19 protein-coding genes are annotated in these 12963 nt (G+C 71.1%); 13 read left to right on the top strand and 6 right to left on the bottom strand.

The genetic code is table 11. The features are described from left to right. Window positions 1-2: 2 nt before the first annotated feature. Both V5E28_RS48060 and V5E28_RS48055 read right to left on the bottom strand, forming a co-directional pair. Window positions 3-344, bottom strand: coding sequence for a YciI family protein (locus tag V5E28_RS48060; RefSeq protein ID WP_336217016.1), 342 nt, complete (start codon window positions 342-344; stop codon window positions 3-5). 112 nt (window positions 345-456) lie between these two features. Continuing rightward, the gene (locus V5E28_RS48055; RefSeq protein ID WP_336217015.1) at window positions 457-930 is read right to left on the bottom strand and encodes an RrF2 family transcriptional regulator; all 474 of its coding nucleotides are present in this window, start codon (window positions 928-930) and stop codon (window positions 457-459) included. An 83-nt stretch (window positions 931-1013) separates the two neighbouring features. Here V5E28_RS48055 and V5E28_RS48050 point away from each other — a divergent pair, with 83 nt between their 5' ends. The 7 genes from V5E28_RS48050 to V5E28_RS48020 all read left to right on the top strand — a co-directional run bounded on the left by V5E28_RS48050 (window position 1014) and on the right by V5E28_RS48020 (window position 6518). Beyond that, window positions 1014-1766 carry an SDR family oxidoreductase gene (locus V5E28_RS48050; protein ID WP_336217014.1) on the top strand — a complete coding sequence of 251 codons (753 nt, stop codon included), beginning with the start codon at window positions 1014-1016 and terminating at the stop codon, window positions 1764-1766. A gap of 99 nt (window positions 1767-1865) precedes the next feature. Then, entirely contained in the window at window positions 1866-2744 is an 879-nt protein-coding gene (locus tag V5E28_RS48045) for a siderophore-interacting protein (RefSeq protein WP_336217017.1), read from the top strand. Next, complete coding sequence (locus V5E28_RS48040) at window positions 2741-3016, top strand: hypothetical protein (protein WP_336217018.1); 276 nt, start codon at window positions 2741-2743, stop codon at window positions 3014-3016. The genes V5E28_RS48045 and V5E28_RS48040 overlap by 4 nt, the downstream gene beginning before the upstream one ends. Continuing rightward, window positions 2926-3282, top strand: coding sequence for a hypothetical protein (locus V5E28_RS48035; RefSeq protein ID WP_336217013.1), 357 nt, complete (start codon window positions 2926-2928; stop codon window positions 3280-3282). Before V5E28_RS48040 ends, V5E28_RS48035 begins: the two co-directional genes overlap by 91 nt. Window positions 3283-3430: 148 nt before the next feature. Then, entirely contained in the window at window positions 3431-3904 is a 474-nt protein-coding gene (locus tag V5E28_RS48030; RefSeq protein WP_336217012.1) for a hypothetical protein, read from the top strand. After that, window positions 3901-5850, top strand: a complete 1950-nt coding sequence (locus V5E28_RS48025) for a M48 family metalloprotease (RefSeq protein WP_336217011.1) — start codon at window positions 3901-3903, stop codon at window positions 5848-5850. The genes V5E28_RS48030 and V5E28_RS48025 overlap by 4 nt, the downstream gene beginning before the upstream one ends. A gap of 5 nt (window positions 5851-5855) precedes the next feature. After that, entirely contained in the window at window positions 5856-6518 is a 663-nt protein-coding gene (locus tag V5E28_RS48020) for a hypothetical protein (protein ID WP_336217010.1), read from the top strand. Window positions 6519-6552: 34 nt separating this feature from the next. On the opposite strand, the gene V5E28_RS48015 is transcribed toward V5E28_RS48020, so the two are convergent. Together V5E28_RS48015 and V5E28_RS48010 are read right to left on the bottom strand one after the other, a co-directional pair. Beyond that, window positions 6553-7380 (bottom strand): hypothetical protein, encoded by an 828-nt coding sequence (locus V5E28_RS48015; protein WP_336217009.1) that lies wholly within the window; start codon window positions 7378-7380, stop codon window positions 6553-6555. Window positions 7381-7475: 95 nt separating this feature from the next. Beyond that, window positions 7476-7853 (bottom strand): MerR family transcriptional regulator, encoded by a 378-nt coding sequence (locus V5E28_RS48010; RefSeq protein ID WP_336217008.1) that lies wholly within the window; start codon window positions 7851-7853, stop codon window positions 7476-7478. A gap of 102 nt (window positions 7854-7955) precedes the next feature. On the opposite strand from V5E28_RS48010, the gene V5E28_RS48005 reads away from it, so the two are divergent. Next, a complete protein-coding gene (locus V5E28_RS48005; protein ID WP_336217007.1) occupies window positions 7956-8384 on the top strand; it encodes a hypothetical protein in 429 nt (142 codons plus the stop codon). Window positions 8385-8395: 11 nt separating this feature from the next. Here V5E28_RS48005 and V5E28_RS48000 read toward each other — a convergent pair whose 3' ends face one another. Beyond that, complete coding sequence (locus V5E28_RS48000; RefSeq protein WP_336217006.1) at window positions 8396-8728, bottom strand: YnfA family protein; 333 nt, start codon at window positions 8726-8728, stop codon at window positions 8396-8398. A gap of 117 nt (window positions 8729-8845) precedes the next feature. Then, window positions 8846-9490: a TetR/AcrR family transcriptional regulator gene (locus V5E28_RS47995; RefSeq protein WP_336217005.1), complete on the bottom strand. Its 645-nt coding sequence runs from the start codon at window positions 9488-9490 to the stop codon at window positions 8846-8848. A 58-nt stretch (window positions 9491-9548) separates the two neighbouring features. Here V5E28_RS47995 and V5E28_RS47990 point away from each other — a divergent pair, with 58 nt between their 5' ends. From V5E28_RS47990 to V5E28_RS47970, 5 genes are all read left to right on the top strand, one after another. Beyond that, entirely contained in the window at window positions 9549-9842 is a 294-nt protein-coding gene (locus V5E28_RS47990; RefSeq protein ID WP_336217004.1) for a hypothetical protein, read from the top strand. Further along, the gene (locus V5E28_RS47985; protein ID WP_336217003.1) at window positions 9842-10705 is read left to right on the top strand and encodes a class I SAM-dependent methyltransferase; all 864 of its coding nucleotides are present in this window, start codon (window positions 9842-9844) and stop codon (window positions 10703-10705) included. The genes V5E28_RS47990 and V5E28_RS47985 overlap by 1 nt, the downstream gene beginning before the upstream one ends. 110 nt (window positions 10706-10815) lie before the next feature. Beyond that, complete coding sequence (locus V5E28_RS47980) at window positions 10816-11406, top strand: LGFP repeat-containing protein (RefSeq protein WP_336217002.1); 591 nt, start codon at window positions 10816-10818, stop codon at window positions 11404-11406. After that, the gene (locus V5E28_RS47975; RefSeq protein ID WP_336217001.1) at window positions 11406-11807 is read left to right on the top strand and encodes a hypothetical protein; all 402 of its coding nucleotides are present in this window, start codon (window positions 11406-11408) and stop codon (window positions 11805-11807) included. The genes V5E28_RS47980 and V5E28_RS47975 overlap by 1 nt, the downstream gene beginning before the upstream one ends. Window positions 11808-12271: 464 nt before the next feature. Beyond that, window positions 12272-12963, top strand: a 692-nt coding sequence (locus V5E28_RS47970) for a hypothetical protein (protein WP_336217000.1), incomplete at its 3' end; no start/stop codon positions are given.

Here is a 12963-nt window from a genome sequence, read left to right as displayed (position 1 = left end):
ATCTAGAACTCGGCGACCGGGCGGACCATGACCGAACCGCCGCCCCGCGCGCCCGGGCAGCGAGCCGCCCAGTCGAGCGCGACGTCGAGATCGGGCACGTCGATGACGTAGTAGCCACCGAGGATCTCGCGCGTCTCGGCGAACGGCCCGTCCGTGACGGTCCGCTCACCGCCCGGTCCGACCCGCACCGTCGTCGCGGTGGTCAGGTCGGCCAGCGAATGCCCGCTCACCCAGATCCCCGCTTCCTGCACGGCCTTGTCGTAGGCCATCCAGTCCTCCACCGAGCACGCGTCGGCCGTCGCCTCGTCCGCCGCGGCGCTGTGGATCATCAGCATGTACTTCATGGTCAGGCTCCTGCCGTCCGGCTGATGTGACCGCGTCACATCAGCGACGCGGTCACCCTACGAGATACCTACGAACGGGAAGCACCCGAATGGACACCTCGCCGGGTCCGGATTACGTCGTCCCCGCGAGGCGCTGCCGGGTGCGGGCCGGCGCCGACGGGGGCAGCGAGGCGAGGATGTCGGCGAGGGTGGTCCCGGCGAGGTTGCCCCGCCACGCCTCGTGCGCTTCGGCCATCTTCTCGGCGAGGACGCAGGCGCGGCGGCACTCCTCGGCCGGCAGTGCTCCCCGTCCCCGCTGGCGGATCTCCCTGCACTCGTACGGCGAGGAGGTGCCGTCGACGGCCTCGACGATCTGCAGGAGCGTGATCTCGGAGGCGGGCCGGGCGAGCCGGAACCCTCCTCGCGGCCCCGTGGTCGCCGCCAGCAGGCCGGCTCTGACGAGCGTCTTCAGCTGCTTGGCGAGATAGGGGGCGGGGAGGTCGTAGTACTGCGCCAGCTGTGTCGTCGACGCGGCGGCTCCCGGCTCGAGCTGTGCCAGCGTCGTGGCGCAGTGCAGGACCCATTCGGTGCTCGCAGGCAGCTTCACGGCCGCAGCCTATCGCAGACATCGTGGATCTTTTAGGTCCATGATACCGTCCGCCTCGGAATCAGTGAGAAGGAGAGGACATCATGCTGATCGCAGTCGCCGGCGCGACCGGGAACATCGGGGCGCTCACCGTCGCCGCCCTCGAACGCGAGGACCACGACGTCAGGCGCGTCAGCCGCTCGCTCGGCGTGGACCTGTCGACCGGGGACGGGCTCGACGACGCCCTCGCCGGCGTCGAGGTGGTCATCGACGTCACCAACGCCCCGGCGGCCGACCGGTCCGGGGCGGTGGCCTACTTCGGCACCACCACCCGCAACCTGCTCGCCGCCGAGGAGCGGGCCGGCGTCCGCCACCACGTGCTGCTCTCGATCACCGGGATCCAGCACATCGAAGGCAACGCGCACTACGCCGGCAAGCGGGAGCAGGAGCGCCTGGTGGCCGCGGGGCCGGTGCCGTGGACGATCGTCCCGGCCACGCAGTTCCACGACTTCGCCGCGATGGTGGCCGGCTGGACCGAGCAGGACGGCGTCGCCACGATCGCACCGCTGCTCGTGCAGCCGATCGCGCCCGCGGACGTGGCGGACGTCCTCGCCGAGATCGCGGTGGGCGAGCCGCGCGGGCGTCACGCCGATGTCGCCGGGCCGGAGCCGCAGGACCTGGTGGACATGGCCCGGCGCACCCTCGAGGCGCGCGGTCACAAGGTCAGGCTCGTGCCGACGTGGTCCGGGCTGTTCGGCCCGACGATGGCCGGCGACGTGCTGCTGCCCGGCGAGAACGCCCGCATCGCGCCCACCACCTTCGACGAGTGGCTCGCGGAGCAGCGGCAGAGCCGATGAGCACCGACCCCCGTGGCGCCGCCACGGCAGAATGAGTTAGGTTAGGCAAACCTTAAGAAGATCGATCGAGGTGAGCCGGGCGTGTTCGAGCCCTTTCGCATGTTCCACGTGCGTGTTGACAGACTGCAACGATTGAGTCCCTCGTTCCTCCGGGTGACCTTCACCGGAGACGATCTGGACGTCTTCGCCGACAACGGGTTCGACCAGCGGATCAAGCTCATCGTCCCGCTGCCCGAGCACGGCCTGACCCATATGCCCACCGGCCCCGACTGGTTCCAGCGGTGGCGGGAGCTCGACGAGGACAGGCGCAATCCCATGCGGACCTACACCGCCCGGCTGGTGCGCCCGGCCGCGCGGGAGGTCGACGTCGACGTGGTCATGCACCCGGACGGCGGCCCGGTGGCGCGGTGGGCGGAGACGGTACGGCCGGGCGACCCGGTCATGCTCTACGGCCCCGACTCCCGCTACGAGGGCGAGGCGCCCGGCGGCCTGGAGTTCCGTCCGCCGGCCGGGACGGGAGCGGTGCTGATCGCCGGCGACGAGACCGCGGTGCCGGCGATCTGCTCCATCCTCGAGCGGCTGCCCGCGGGCTTCGAGGGCGAGGCGCTGATGGAGGTGCCGCGCGAGGCGGACTTCCTCGACGTCGAGACGGCGAGCTCCGTCAAGGTGAGCTGGCTCGCCAGGCAGGACGGCGAGCGCGGCGCCCTGCTGGTCCCGGCCGTCCGGTCCGCCGCCGACCGGCTGCTCCCGCCGCTGCCACCGCCCGACTCCTTCGACGACGTGGACGTCGACGCCGAAGAGCTCTGGGAGGTGCCGGAGGAGGCCGAGGAGTACGAACCGCTGTACGCCTGGCTGGCAGGCGAGGCCGCGGTGATCAAGGCGCTGCGGCGGCACCTCGTCGCCGAGCGCGGTATGGACAGGCGAGCGGTGGCCTTCATGGGCTACTGGCGGCAGGGCCGATCGGAGCACAACGAATGAGGCAGGACCTGACCCGCGCGCTCGCCCTCGTGGCGTTGCTGATCACCATCGTGGGCTGCGGCTCGACCACCCCGGCCGCCGCTCTGCTCGGCACGCCGGTCCAGGCGGCGCGACTGGCGCTGCTCCTGACGGGGTCGCCCTGGTCGCCTTCGCCACCGCGGCGACCGGGCCGATCGCGTTCGTGGCGCTGGCCGCTCCGCAGATCGCCCAGCGCCTGGCGCGCACCGCGTGGCCGCCGCCGCTGGCCTCGGCGCTGGCCGGGGCGTGCGTGATGCTTGCGGCCGACCTGGTCGCGCGGGCTGCTGATCCCGGACGTGGAGCTGCCGGTCGGCGTGGTGACCGGCGTGCTCGGTGCGCCCCTCCTGCTGTGGCTGCTGGCGCGGGCCCGCCGCGCCTGACATCCGCCCGCTCAGTGGCCGGACGGGAAGGCGGGACCTGTGCGATGTGGTCATCCGCGTGGGCAACCGACCAACATCCCGCACGATGTCCCGCCGCGCAAGACGTCCGAAAGGCTCTTCGGACGCCGACGAAGCCGTGATGAGGACGTATGCCTTCCTGGCCTCTTTAAAGATGCGCGAAACCAGTATTTCGGCGTATCGCTCCTGGTGAAGAGCGTTATCCGGCCGGCAGCTCTCCGTGCACAATGCAGGGGCCAATCGTAACTCCTCCGCCCCCTGGGAGTGCCCGTGCCGGAACAGCGCACACCGTACGAGATCGTGGAATCCGTCCTCACCGAGCTCAGCCCCGAAGAGGTCCGGCACCTTCCCGAGCTGTGGGAGATCTACCTGCGGGATCCGCGCGAGTTGGAGCGTTCCAGCGAACAACTGCTCGGTTCGGGAGTGCTGGCGGAGCTGGCCGCCTGGGGGCCGCTCGTCGTCACCTTCGTCGGAGGCGCGCTGCTGGAGGCCGTCAGGGAGGAGATCACGGAGCGCGCCCGGGGCGTCTTCGGCTTCGCGGCCCGGCGCAGGGCCGCGGCACAGGCCGTCGAGGAGCCGCTGCGCGCCTTCGACCCCGTCCAGCGGCGCAGGATCGGCGCCGCCGTGCTGTCCCGCGCCCGCGCGTTCGGAATGCCGGAGGAACGCGCCCAGCTCCTCGCCGACGCCGTCGTGGGCGAGCTGCAGCGGCTGGCCGACGCCACCGCCCAGGACGTCGACCCGTGACCGCTCCCGACCCGTTCGCGCTTCCACCGCCGAGCACCTCGCGCCTGAGGCTGCTGTTCCTGACGGTGGGGGCGGGCACGCTGTTCGCCGGCTACTGGTTCCTGGTCCTGACGCAGGACGGCTGGCGCGAGCGGAACGGCGCGTGCGGGCGGCTCGCCCAGATGGCCGGCTTCCTCGACTGCTCGACCGGGGTCCTGGTGTCGCAGGCGCTGGCCTCGCTCGCCGGTCCCGCCCTCGTCGCGGCCCTGGTCGTGTCGGCGTACGCGGCCGCGCCCGCGGTGATCACCCGCTGGTACGGCGCGACCCCGCTCGCCCCCTGGCCCGGGGAACTCGCCACGACCGTGGAGGCGGCGCGCCTGACCAGGCGGCCGGTGCTCATGGTGAGCGACCGCGGCCTGCTGCCGCGGATGTTCACCTACGGCCGCCGCCCGCACTACCGGATCATGCTGCCCCGCAGTGTCCGGTACCACCTCGACACCGCCCCTTCCACGATCGTGGCCACGCTCGCCCACGAGCTCGGCCACCTGCGCAACCGCGACGTCGACCGCACCTACCTGGCACTGTTCGCCACGGCCTGCTTCGCGCTGGCGGTGTTCGTGCCGGTGTCGCTGTCCGCCGGCACGGCGCTCGACCTCGCTCCAGCGCTGGCGGTCGGCTGGCGCACGGCGGTGGTGACCCTGCTGGTCGCCGGCACCTGGGCGGCCGTGATCAGGGCCCGCGAGCACGACGCCGACCTGCGTGCCGTCCAGTTCAGGCCCGAGGACATGAACCGCCTGCTCGCCGGCGGCAGGCAGGAGAGGCACTCGCCGCTGCGGCTCCATCCGCCCCTCGGCGACCGCCGCGAGGCCTTGCGCGACCCGGCCCGGCTGCTGCGTCCCCCGGCCGGCCGGGCCGCGACCGAGGCGGGGGCGGCGGGCGTCGCCGCCGGCGTCATCGTCACCGAGCTGGGCGTGATGCTGCACACGGTGCTGCCCGTGCCACCGATCGTCGCCTACTGGATCGCCGGGCTGGTGGCGGCTGCCCCCGTCTGCGCGATCGTCGGCCTCGGCGTCTGGCGCGGCGCCCTGGCCGGGCCGCGAGAGCCGGTCCTGCGCGACGCTCTCGTGGCGGGGCCGGCCCTGGGAGCCGGACTGCTGGCGGGCGCGATCCTGGCGCCGAGGACGAGCGTGCAGTGGAACCGCTGGTTGTCCGGCGCACCCGACCAGACCAGCGTCATGACCCCCGCCCAGATCCCGCCCGTCACGGCGATCTGGATGGCGGCCGTGCTCCTCCTGCTGACCATGGCCGTCACGGGCTGGCTGGCGCTGGCCGCCCGCGCCTGGCTGCCCAGGTCGGGCCCTCGCGCGTGGCCGTACGCCGCTCTCGCCGCGAACGTGCTGTTCGGGGTCGTCTTCGGCACGTGGTTCGTGGCCGCCCGGCTGGCCGCGGCCGAGCAGTGGACCCCGACGGGCATCGCCGCCCTGGTCATCACCCCGTGGATAGCGCTGCTGTGGGCCGTGCTGACCCTGCTCGCGCTCCTCTGCCTGTGGCCGCTGGCCCGCCGGGAGCCTCTCACCGCGGCGGCGGCCGCCGTGGTCGCGGCCGTGCTGCTGGTGACGCCGCACGTTGTGCCCGCCGAGCCGGTCCGGCCCGCCTCGGCGGCGGAGTTGCCCGACAGCACCCAGGCGGGCGCGATCTGCCTCGGGCTGTTCACCGTCGGGATCGCCGCTTTCGGCGCGCCCGGCGACCACGCCGCCAGGCAGCGGCTCGGCCGGCGCCTGCGCGCGGCCGACGACCCGCTGCTGAGCCAGGCGGGCGACATGTTCCTGCGCGGCGCGAGCACCCGGTCGCCGGATCTGGCCGCTCTCGCCTGGACCGCGCTCGTCCGCCGCTGCGACCACCTGAACCGCTACCCCGGCACGCCGGTGCCCGATCCGCCGCCCCCGCTCCCCACTGAAAGCTGGTGAACCGCATGATCCGCCCCTGGACGCCCGGCCGCCTGGCCCTCGCCCTCGCCCTCGCCGTGTCCCTGGTCGCCGGGCTGCTCGCCGTTCCGGCCGAGGCCGCCGCGCGCCCGAAGCTGAGCCGCGGCCTGCTCTCGGTGGCCGACCTGCCCAGGGGCTACCGTGCCTGGACACCCGCGTACGAGGCGTACGCCGCCAGTACCAATCCCGCCTGCTCGAAAACCCTGGACGAGCTGGAGTTCAGCACGCCGAGACTCCGCGGTGTCGAATACGCCCGCGCCGGCTTCGCCAGGGGCGACTTCGGCCCGTGGGTCCTGGAGAACCTGCGCCGCTATCCCAGCCAGGCCACCGCCGACCGCGATCTGACCCGCGTACTCGGCGTGCTGCGCGGCTGCTCGTCCTTCCAGCACGCCTACAGCGGCGAGAAGCCGGCCGTGCTCACGTTGAAGCTCACCCCGATCGCCCTGGGGAAGATCGGCTCACGCAGCAAGGCCGTCTGGATCACCGCCAACGCCAACGGCAGCTGGGCCTACGGCGAGATCCTGGTCCTGTCCCGCGTACGCGGGACACTCGTGGTCCTCTCCCAGCTCGGCTTCAAGCGTCCCGACCCCAAGGCCGCCCGGACGCTCGCCAGGCGGGCGGCGGCCAAGGCGCGCACGGTGGCCGGATGATCCGGCCACCTGCAGGCGAGCAGCCGCGGCTCGCCTAGCCCCAGGTGCCCGGCGCGTCGGCCGGCACCTGGTCCGCCACTTCCTTCCGGTCGATCACGTCGCCCTCCAGCGGCAGGAGAACGGTGACCCGATGACCCCAGTCCCGGTAACGGGTGTCCGCCTCGACCTGGATGGAGCGGCCGGAGATGGGCAGCACGGCTCTGGCGGACAGCCTTTCGGCCAGGCCGTTCGGGCTGAGCCGGAGCGTGTAGGAGATCTTGCCGTCACGGCCGCTCTTGAAACGCGCCCCGAAGGTCGAGACGAAGGCGGGCGACACCGCCGCGATCTTGCTGGCCTTGATCGACCCCTTGACCACGCCGTCGCGCCAGGAGGTGCGCTGCGCCATGAGCGTCTTGAGCGTGGCAGGCTCCAGGATCTCCAGCAGCGCGTTGCTCGACGGCAGGCTCGCCGACCCGTAGCGCACCCAGCTCGTGTCCCGGGGCAACGCGTCGTCGACCACCGGCCCGGAGACGTAGCTCACGCCCAGCGAAGAGATCATTCTGATCGGCCCCTCCACCAGGGCCTCTGTCTGCTGCGAACGCACGCCGCGGAGCAGTTCGTCGCTGAGGTGCAGGGTCCGGGCCACGTCCGACGCGAAGGCGCCGCGCGGGCCGAACTCGATCGTGCCGTCCAGGCCGGAGGTGATGACCAGGTCGCGCGTGTACGCCAGCTTCGCCGTGGACTGGACGTTGATGGCGTTGCCGCGCGCTAACTGGACCTTGAGCGCCTTGACTGGATCGACGCTGGACGCCGCCTGGGCGGGCACGGCGGTGAGCTGCACGATGCCCGCGACAACGGCGACACCGGCGATGGTTCGCTTCATGGATTTCCTTGGGAACGGTCCGGAGAGACGCGAACAATCTTGTGCATCTAAGATCACCAGTCAAACCGGGCCTGATCGGCCGGCATCCCCGCACGTCACGTGGTGCGGCTCGGCGTGAGCCGGCACCGGCCGGCCAGGCAGTCCTCCAGGCTCTCCACCGCGGCGCCCCGGACCCGGGCCAGCTCGGCGATCTTGGCGTCGAGCCGGTCCACCACGGCCTCCAGCCGCCACCGCTCGCTGTCACACGTCGCCCCGCCCCCATCGTGCGCGGCGAGCGCGTCGGCCACCTCCTCCAGGGTGAAGCCGAGCTCCTGAAGGCCCTTGGCCATCCTGATCCGCTCCACCGCCGTGGCGTCGAAGATGCGATAACCCGACGGCCTGCGCCGCGCTGCGAGCAGCACCCCGCGCCGCTCGTAGAAGCGGACCGTGTCCACGCTCACGCCGGCCTGCCTGGCGACCTCGCCGATCTTCACGCTGCCCACCTCTTGACTCTGGACTTAGGTCCAGACTTTATGGTGGCCGTGACCGCACCACAAGACCATCGGTGACGAACCGGCGCACGAGGAGTTTCGGCCATGGACATCCCACCTGCTTCCACCCCCATCGTCTGCGACATGGCCGATGCCCCTGACACCGCCGGGCAACGGCTGGAGGAGTACCAGCGGCTTCTCGGCCAGACCCTCGTCAGCAGGGAGAAGACCGGCCAGGGCATCCGCTTCCGGTTGCGCGCCGACCCCGGCGTGCTGGAGTGGGTACGGGATCTCGCCGCCCGGGAGAAGGCCTGCTGCGCGTTCTTCGCCTTCGAGGTCACCGTCGAGGGTGAGGAGGTGCTGTGGGACTGGGCGGTCAGCGACGACGACGTCGCCCGCGCCCTCCTGGAGGAGGTCTACCTCCTGCCCGGGACCGCCACCCGGAGCCTCGCCGAGCTGGACGACCGCCTGGCCGGCAGGGGCCTGCGCTTCACCGCCGACCTCTCCGGTGTCCTGCGCCACGTGACCGACTGACCAGCGCCAGGTCAGCCGCGCGGCGCGTACATGATCACCGCCACGCCGACCAGGCAGATCAGGGAGCCGACGACGTCCCACCGGTCCGGGCGGAAGCCGTCCAGCACCATGCCCCAGGCCAGCGATCCGGCGACGAACACCCCGCCGTAGGCGGCCAGGATCCGCCCGAAGTTCGCATCCGGCTGCAGGGTGGCGACGAAACCGTACAGACCCAGGGCGACGATGCCGGCACCGATCCAGGCGGCGCCGCGGTGCTCGCGCACTCCCTGCCAGATCAGCCAGGCGCCGCCGATCTCGGCCAGGGCGGCCAGGGCGAACAGCAGCAGCGAGCGGATGATCGTCATGAGGGACAGTCCAGCACACGCCACGGCCCCTGCCGTGCCGGGTCCGGTGGCGCGGCGGCTCAGGTCCGCCCGGCCTGGCCGCACTCGTTCGAGAGCCGGCACGGCGGGCGGGAGCTCTCAGGCTGAGCCGTCGAGGATCGCGGCGGCGACGGTGTCGACATACCAGCGTTGGTATCGCTCTGGCGGCCAGCCGCGCTGCCGTACGAGCCAGTCGTAGTTGCGGACGTCCATGGCCAGCCAGAGGACGTCGGCGGCGCGGTCGATGTCATGGTCGGGCCGCAGGCGACCGGTGGCCGCCAGGTCGGTGGCGAGCATGACCATGCCGCGTCGGCGGTCTTCGAGGTTCTTCTGCCAGATGGCGGCGGCGTCGGAGTCGGCGGTCGCGGCGCCGGCCAGTGCGAGCATCACCTCCACTTGGCGGGCGTGGGTCTCGGTGAGGTGGCGGGCGTAGCGAGTGAGCTTGGCCCGGGGGTCGGCCAGGGCGCGGATCTCGGCGACGAAGGGCCGGTCGGGCAGGCTACGCGGGTCGTCGTCGCCCGCGATGGTGACGTCGACCAGCTCGGACAGCAGCTGGCGCTTGCTGCCGAACGCCGCGTACACGGTCTGGATCGCGACCTCGGCCTCGGCGGCGACGGCGGTCAGCGGTGTGGCGGCGTAGCCGGGTTCGACGAACAGTTTGCCCGCGGCCTCCAGGATCGCGCGGCGCGTCTGGCGGGCCTGGTCCTGCCTGCGCGCTGACTGATATCGCCTCTTGACAGCCATGCTCGAAGTGTAGTGCTCTATTGGATAGAGTTTCGCTCTATTCAAAGGGGTGGGTGCGGTGCCGTTCGGAGTGCTCCAGGAGATGCCCGACGTCAGCGAGGAGGAGTACCGGCAGGTGGAGAAGCACCTGGGCCCGGATCGTCCCCCCGGTCTGCTCGCCCACGTCGCCGGTCCCGCCGAGGGCGGTTGGCGGATCATCAATGTCTGGGAGAGCGAGGAGGCGTTCCGCCGGTTCCAGTCGGAGCGGCTGATCCGCGCGGCCGGCCTGGCCGCCCAGAACGAGGGCTTTGATCCCGGCAAGGCCGCCGCGTTCCGTTCGGTGACCGTCGACGGCACCGAGATGCCGTTCTGATGCCCGACACCGACACCCTACGGGCCCGCAACCACGCGTTCTGGACACAGGCCGCGCCCGGTTGGATCCGCCATGCCGACCGACAGGACGAGGCCGGCCGGTCCTTGGGCGCGGCGGCGACGGACTGGCTGAGGCCGAAGCCAGGCGAGCGGATCCTCGACGTGGGCTGCGGCTGTGGCGGCACCACGGCCGAGTTGGCGGCGGCGGTCGGGCCGGGCGGTGAAGCGGTCGGGGTGGATCTGGCCGAGTCGATGGTGGCCGCCGCCAGGCAGCGGTTCCCGCGCGATCGTCACCCCGGCCTGCGGTTCGTCACGGCGGACATCGAGACGGCCGAAACCGTGACGGGCGCGCCGTTCGACGCGGTGTTCTCGCGCATGGCGCTGATGTTGCTGGCCGACCCGGGCGCGGGGTGCACGACCATCCGGCGTTCGCTACGCCGGGGAGGCCGCCTGTCCGCGACCGTGTTCCGTGACGGGGGCGCCAACCCGTGGCTGGCCGCGGCCACGCTGGGCGCCGCCGCCCATGTCGGGCCGCTGCCGCCCCTGCCGATGGGCGACGAGCCGGGCCCGTTCGCGTTCGCCGACGCGGGGAGGGTGAAGCGCATCCTGGCCGCCGCCGGCTTCGAGGCCATCACGGTCCAGCCGCACGACGTCACCCTGGACGCCCCGGACGAGGGCGAGGTGGTGGCCGAGTGGCTCATCGAGATGGGCCCGGCCGGCGCTGCCTACCGCGCCGGCGCGCCACTAGACCGGGCCGCGGCCCGCGTGGCGGCCGCCCGGCTGTTGGAACGGTTCCGCGAGCCCGGCGTCGGTTACCGGTTCCCCGCCGGAATCTGGCTGGTCACCGCGGTGGCCGCACCATGATCGCGACCTCCGTACGACGGCGCGCTCCGGCCGTGTCGATCGCGAGGCGCGACACGCTTCGCACGCCGGAAGCAACCTCACCACACCACCAGAACGGACACGATCGCATCATGGCAAGAGCCGGGACCATCCGTACCTCCACAGCGGCGTCCTTATGCCGCGTGCTGGCAGTCGCGCTGGCCGCGACACTGTGCGCCGGGGCCCCCGCCCAGGCCGGCACCGCAGCGTCGACCAACACGGCCACGACGACCGCCTGCGGCATCCAGCCCTACGGCCTGATCGGCGCGCGGTGGACCGAACTCGGCGGCGCGAACAGCGCGCTGGGCTGCCCGCGCACCTCCGAGGTGGACGTCTACCTGGACGGCGTCTGGGCCGGACGCAGGCAGAACTTCCTTCGCGGGCAGATGGTCTGGTCGCCCCGGCAGGGACCCAAGCTGGTGGTGTCGGCCTGGTCGATCGGCGGGTACGCCTACGTCGACTGGCGCACGACCGCCCCCCGCTCCTACGACCGCTTCCTCGTCCGCTGGACCAGCGCCGCGGACAGAGGCGGAACGCAGCGAGACATCGGGGGAGGCACCGGCGGCCGGATGCGGGTCCGCGTGGTGACCAGCAGCGGCTACCGGTTCATCGTCGAAGGCTGCGACAACGGAACCTTCAGCTCCAGCTGCAAGCAGGGCTGGACCCTGTCGGTGACCGCCTGATGGCCACCACCTCCAGGAGCGCCCTGCTGGCCATCGCTCTCGTCATCCTGTCCGGCTGCGGTCAGGCGGGAGCCGGCCCACTGTCGCAGAGCCCGCCGTCCGGAGACGGCCGGACCGCCACGGCGGCACCGCCCGGGGAATCCTGCGGAGGGACCGCCGACAAGGTCAAGCAGCACGTGCGGCAGCCCGAAATCCGATCGGTCACCGTCGTGGGCCAGTGCACGTCGGTGTCGATCGAGACCACCCTCGGCGATGGCGATGGGAGCACCGCCCAGAAGATCTGCGACTCGGCGGCCGAGGTGGCCTACTCCGGCGACACCAACTCCATCAGTGTGCGGAGCACGTCAGGCAGGGAACTCTCCATGGGAATCGCCGGCGCCACGTGCCTGGCACAGCCGTGAACCGGTCCACGGAGGCTCGGACGAGGGCGGGCTGACCGTCACGCGAAGGCGAGGCGTCCTGCCGGACGCCTCGCGCCGGGAAGACGCCAACAGAACCTCCCGACCGTGGCCGGCGCTTCCCACGCTCATCCCGCCTCAGGAGGCCGAGGGCGTGCCGTATGGGGCGGCTCCATCACGGCCCTGACACCGGGCGCGCGACCGGGCACCCCTGCGGGTGGACGACGGCGGACGGGCAGGCTGGGGCGGCGAGGACGCGCTCATAAGCATCTGTCACGCAAGCTTTCGCGTAAGCGTGCCAGAAAGTCTCACTAAGTCCTCCGGGGGGCGATCAGCCACCGGGTCCTTCCGACGTCGGCCGAGTTGTGTAAAGATCTCCCTGTTGAGATACGCCTCAGATCCGCTGACCTGAAGTCGTCTTTTGAACGCATTCTCTATGTTCGGACCGCAAGACTCCAGGAGGGGCGATGGCCCGCAAACGCTTGAGGCGGCGCTCCGGAACGAGTCAATCCGATGCAGAAACGAGCGTTTCCGGCACCCAGAATCCCGGCGCTCAAGAAGCACTTAGTACTCGGGTGGCATCCGCATGGAAAAGCAAGGAAATGAAAATAGCCGTTGTAGGCATTCTGCTGACAGCGCTGCTCGCAGTCTTAGTTCCTGAAGGGTTCAAGGGTGTCACCAAATTATTTGAACGCAACGACGAGAAGTATCGCATATTCGCCTACTATGAAGGCATCGAAGATTATTGGGCCTTTGCGATGAGTGAGCGAGTTGGTCAGGTGCCGAAGGGGGAATGGTCTGGTGCCATACTTGCCGGAACTCAAACTCTGAATGTCGCATTTGAAGGACTCAAGGAGAAGCCGGTCACCGTACTCCAGATTCGCGCAAAGGTCCTCGATAGGAAAGCTCCCCCTGCCGGCACGGTGGTCGTTCTCTATGGGCAAGGGGGCGAAGTTGTCCGCGACGTGGGAATAGATCTGAACGATCGCTATCCAGTTGCGCGGACATTCAAGGGAAAGAAAGATCCTGAGAATCTCAAGGGGCCGTATTTCAGCGATAAAGTCGCGCTCCTGAAGGGAGGCGAAGGTGCCACAGTCTTTCAGGTCAAGATTTTCCCCGGGCGCTTCTTGTATAAATGGGTTTTGGAGGTTGTCCTCAG

Origin of the sequence: Nonomuraea sp. LPB2021202275-12-8, assembly GCF_037044575.1 — a bacterium.
Classification (GTDB): Bacteria; Actinomycetota; Actinomycetes; order Streptosporangiales; family Streptosporangiaceae; genus Nonomuraea.
Note: the sequence above shows the minus strand (reverse complement) of the source record. Positions and strands in the feature narration are given on the sequence as shown.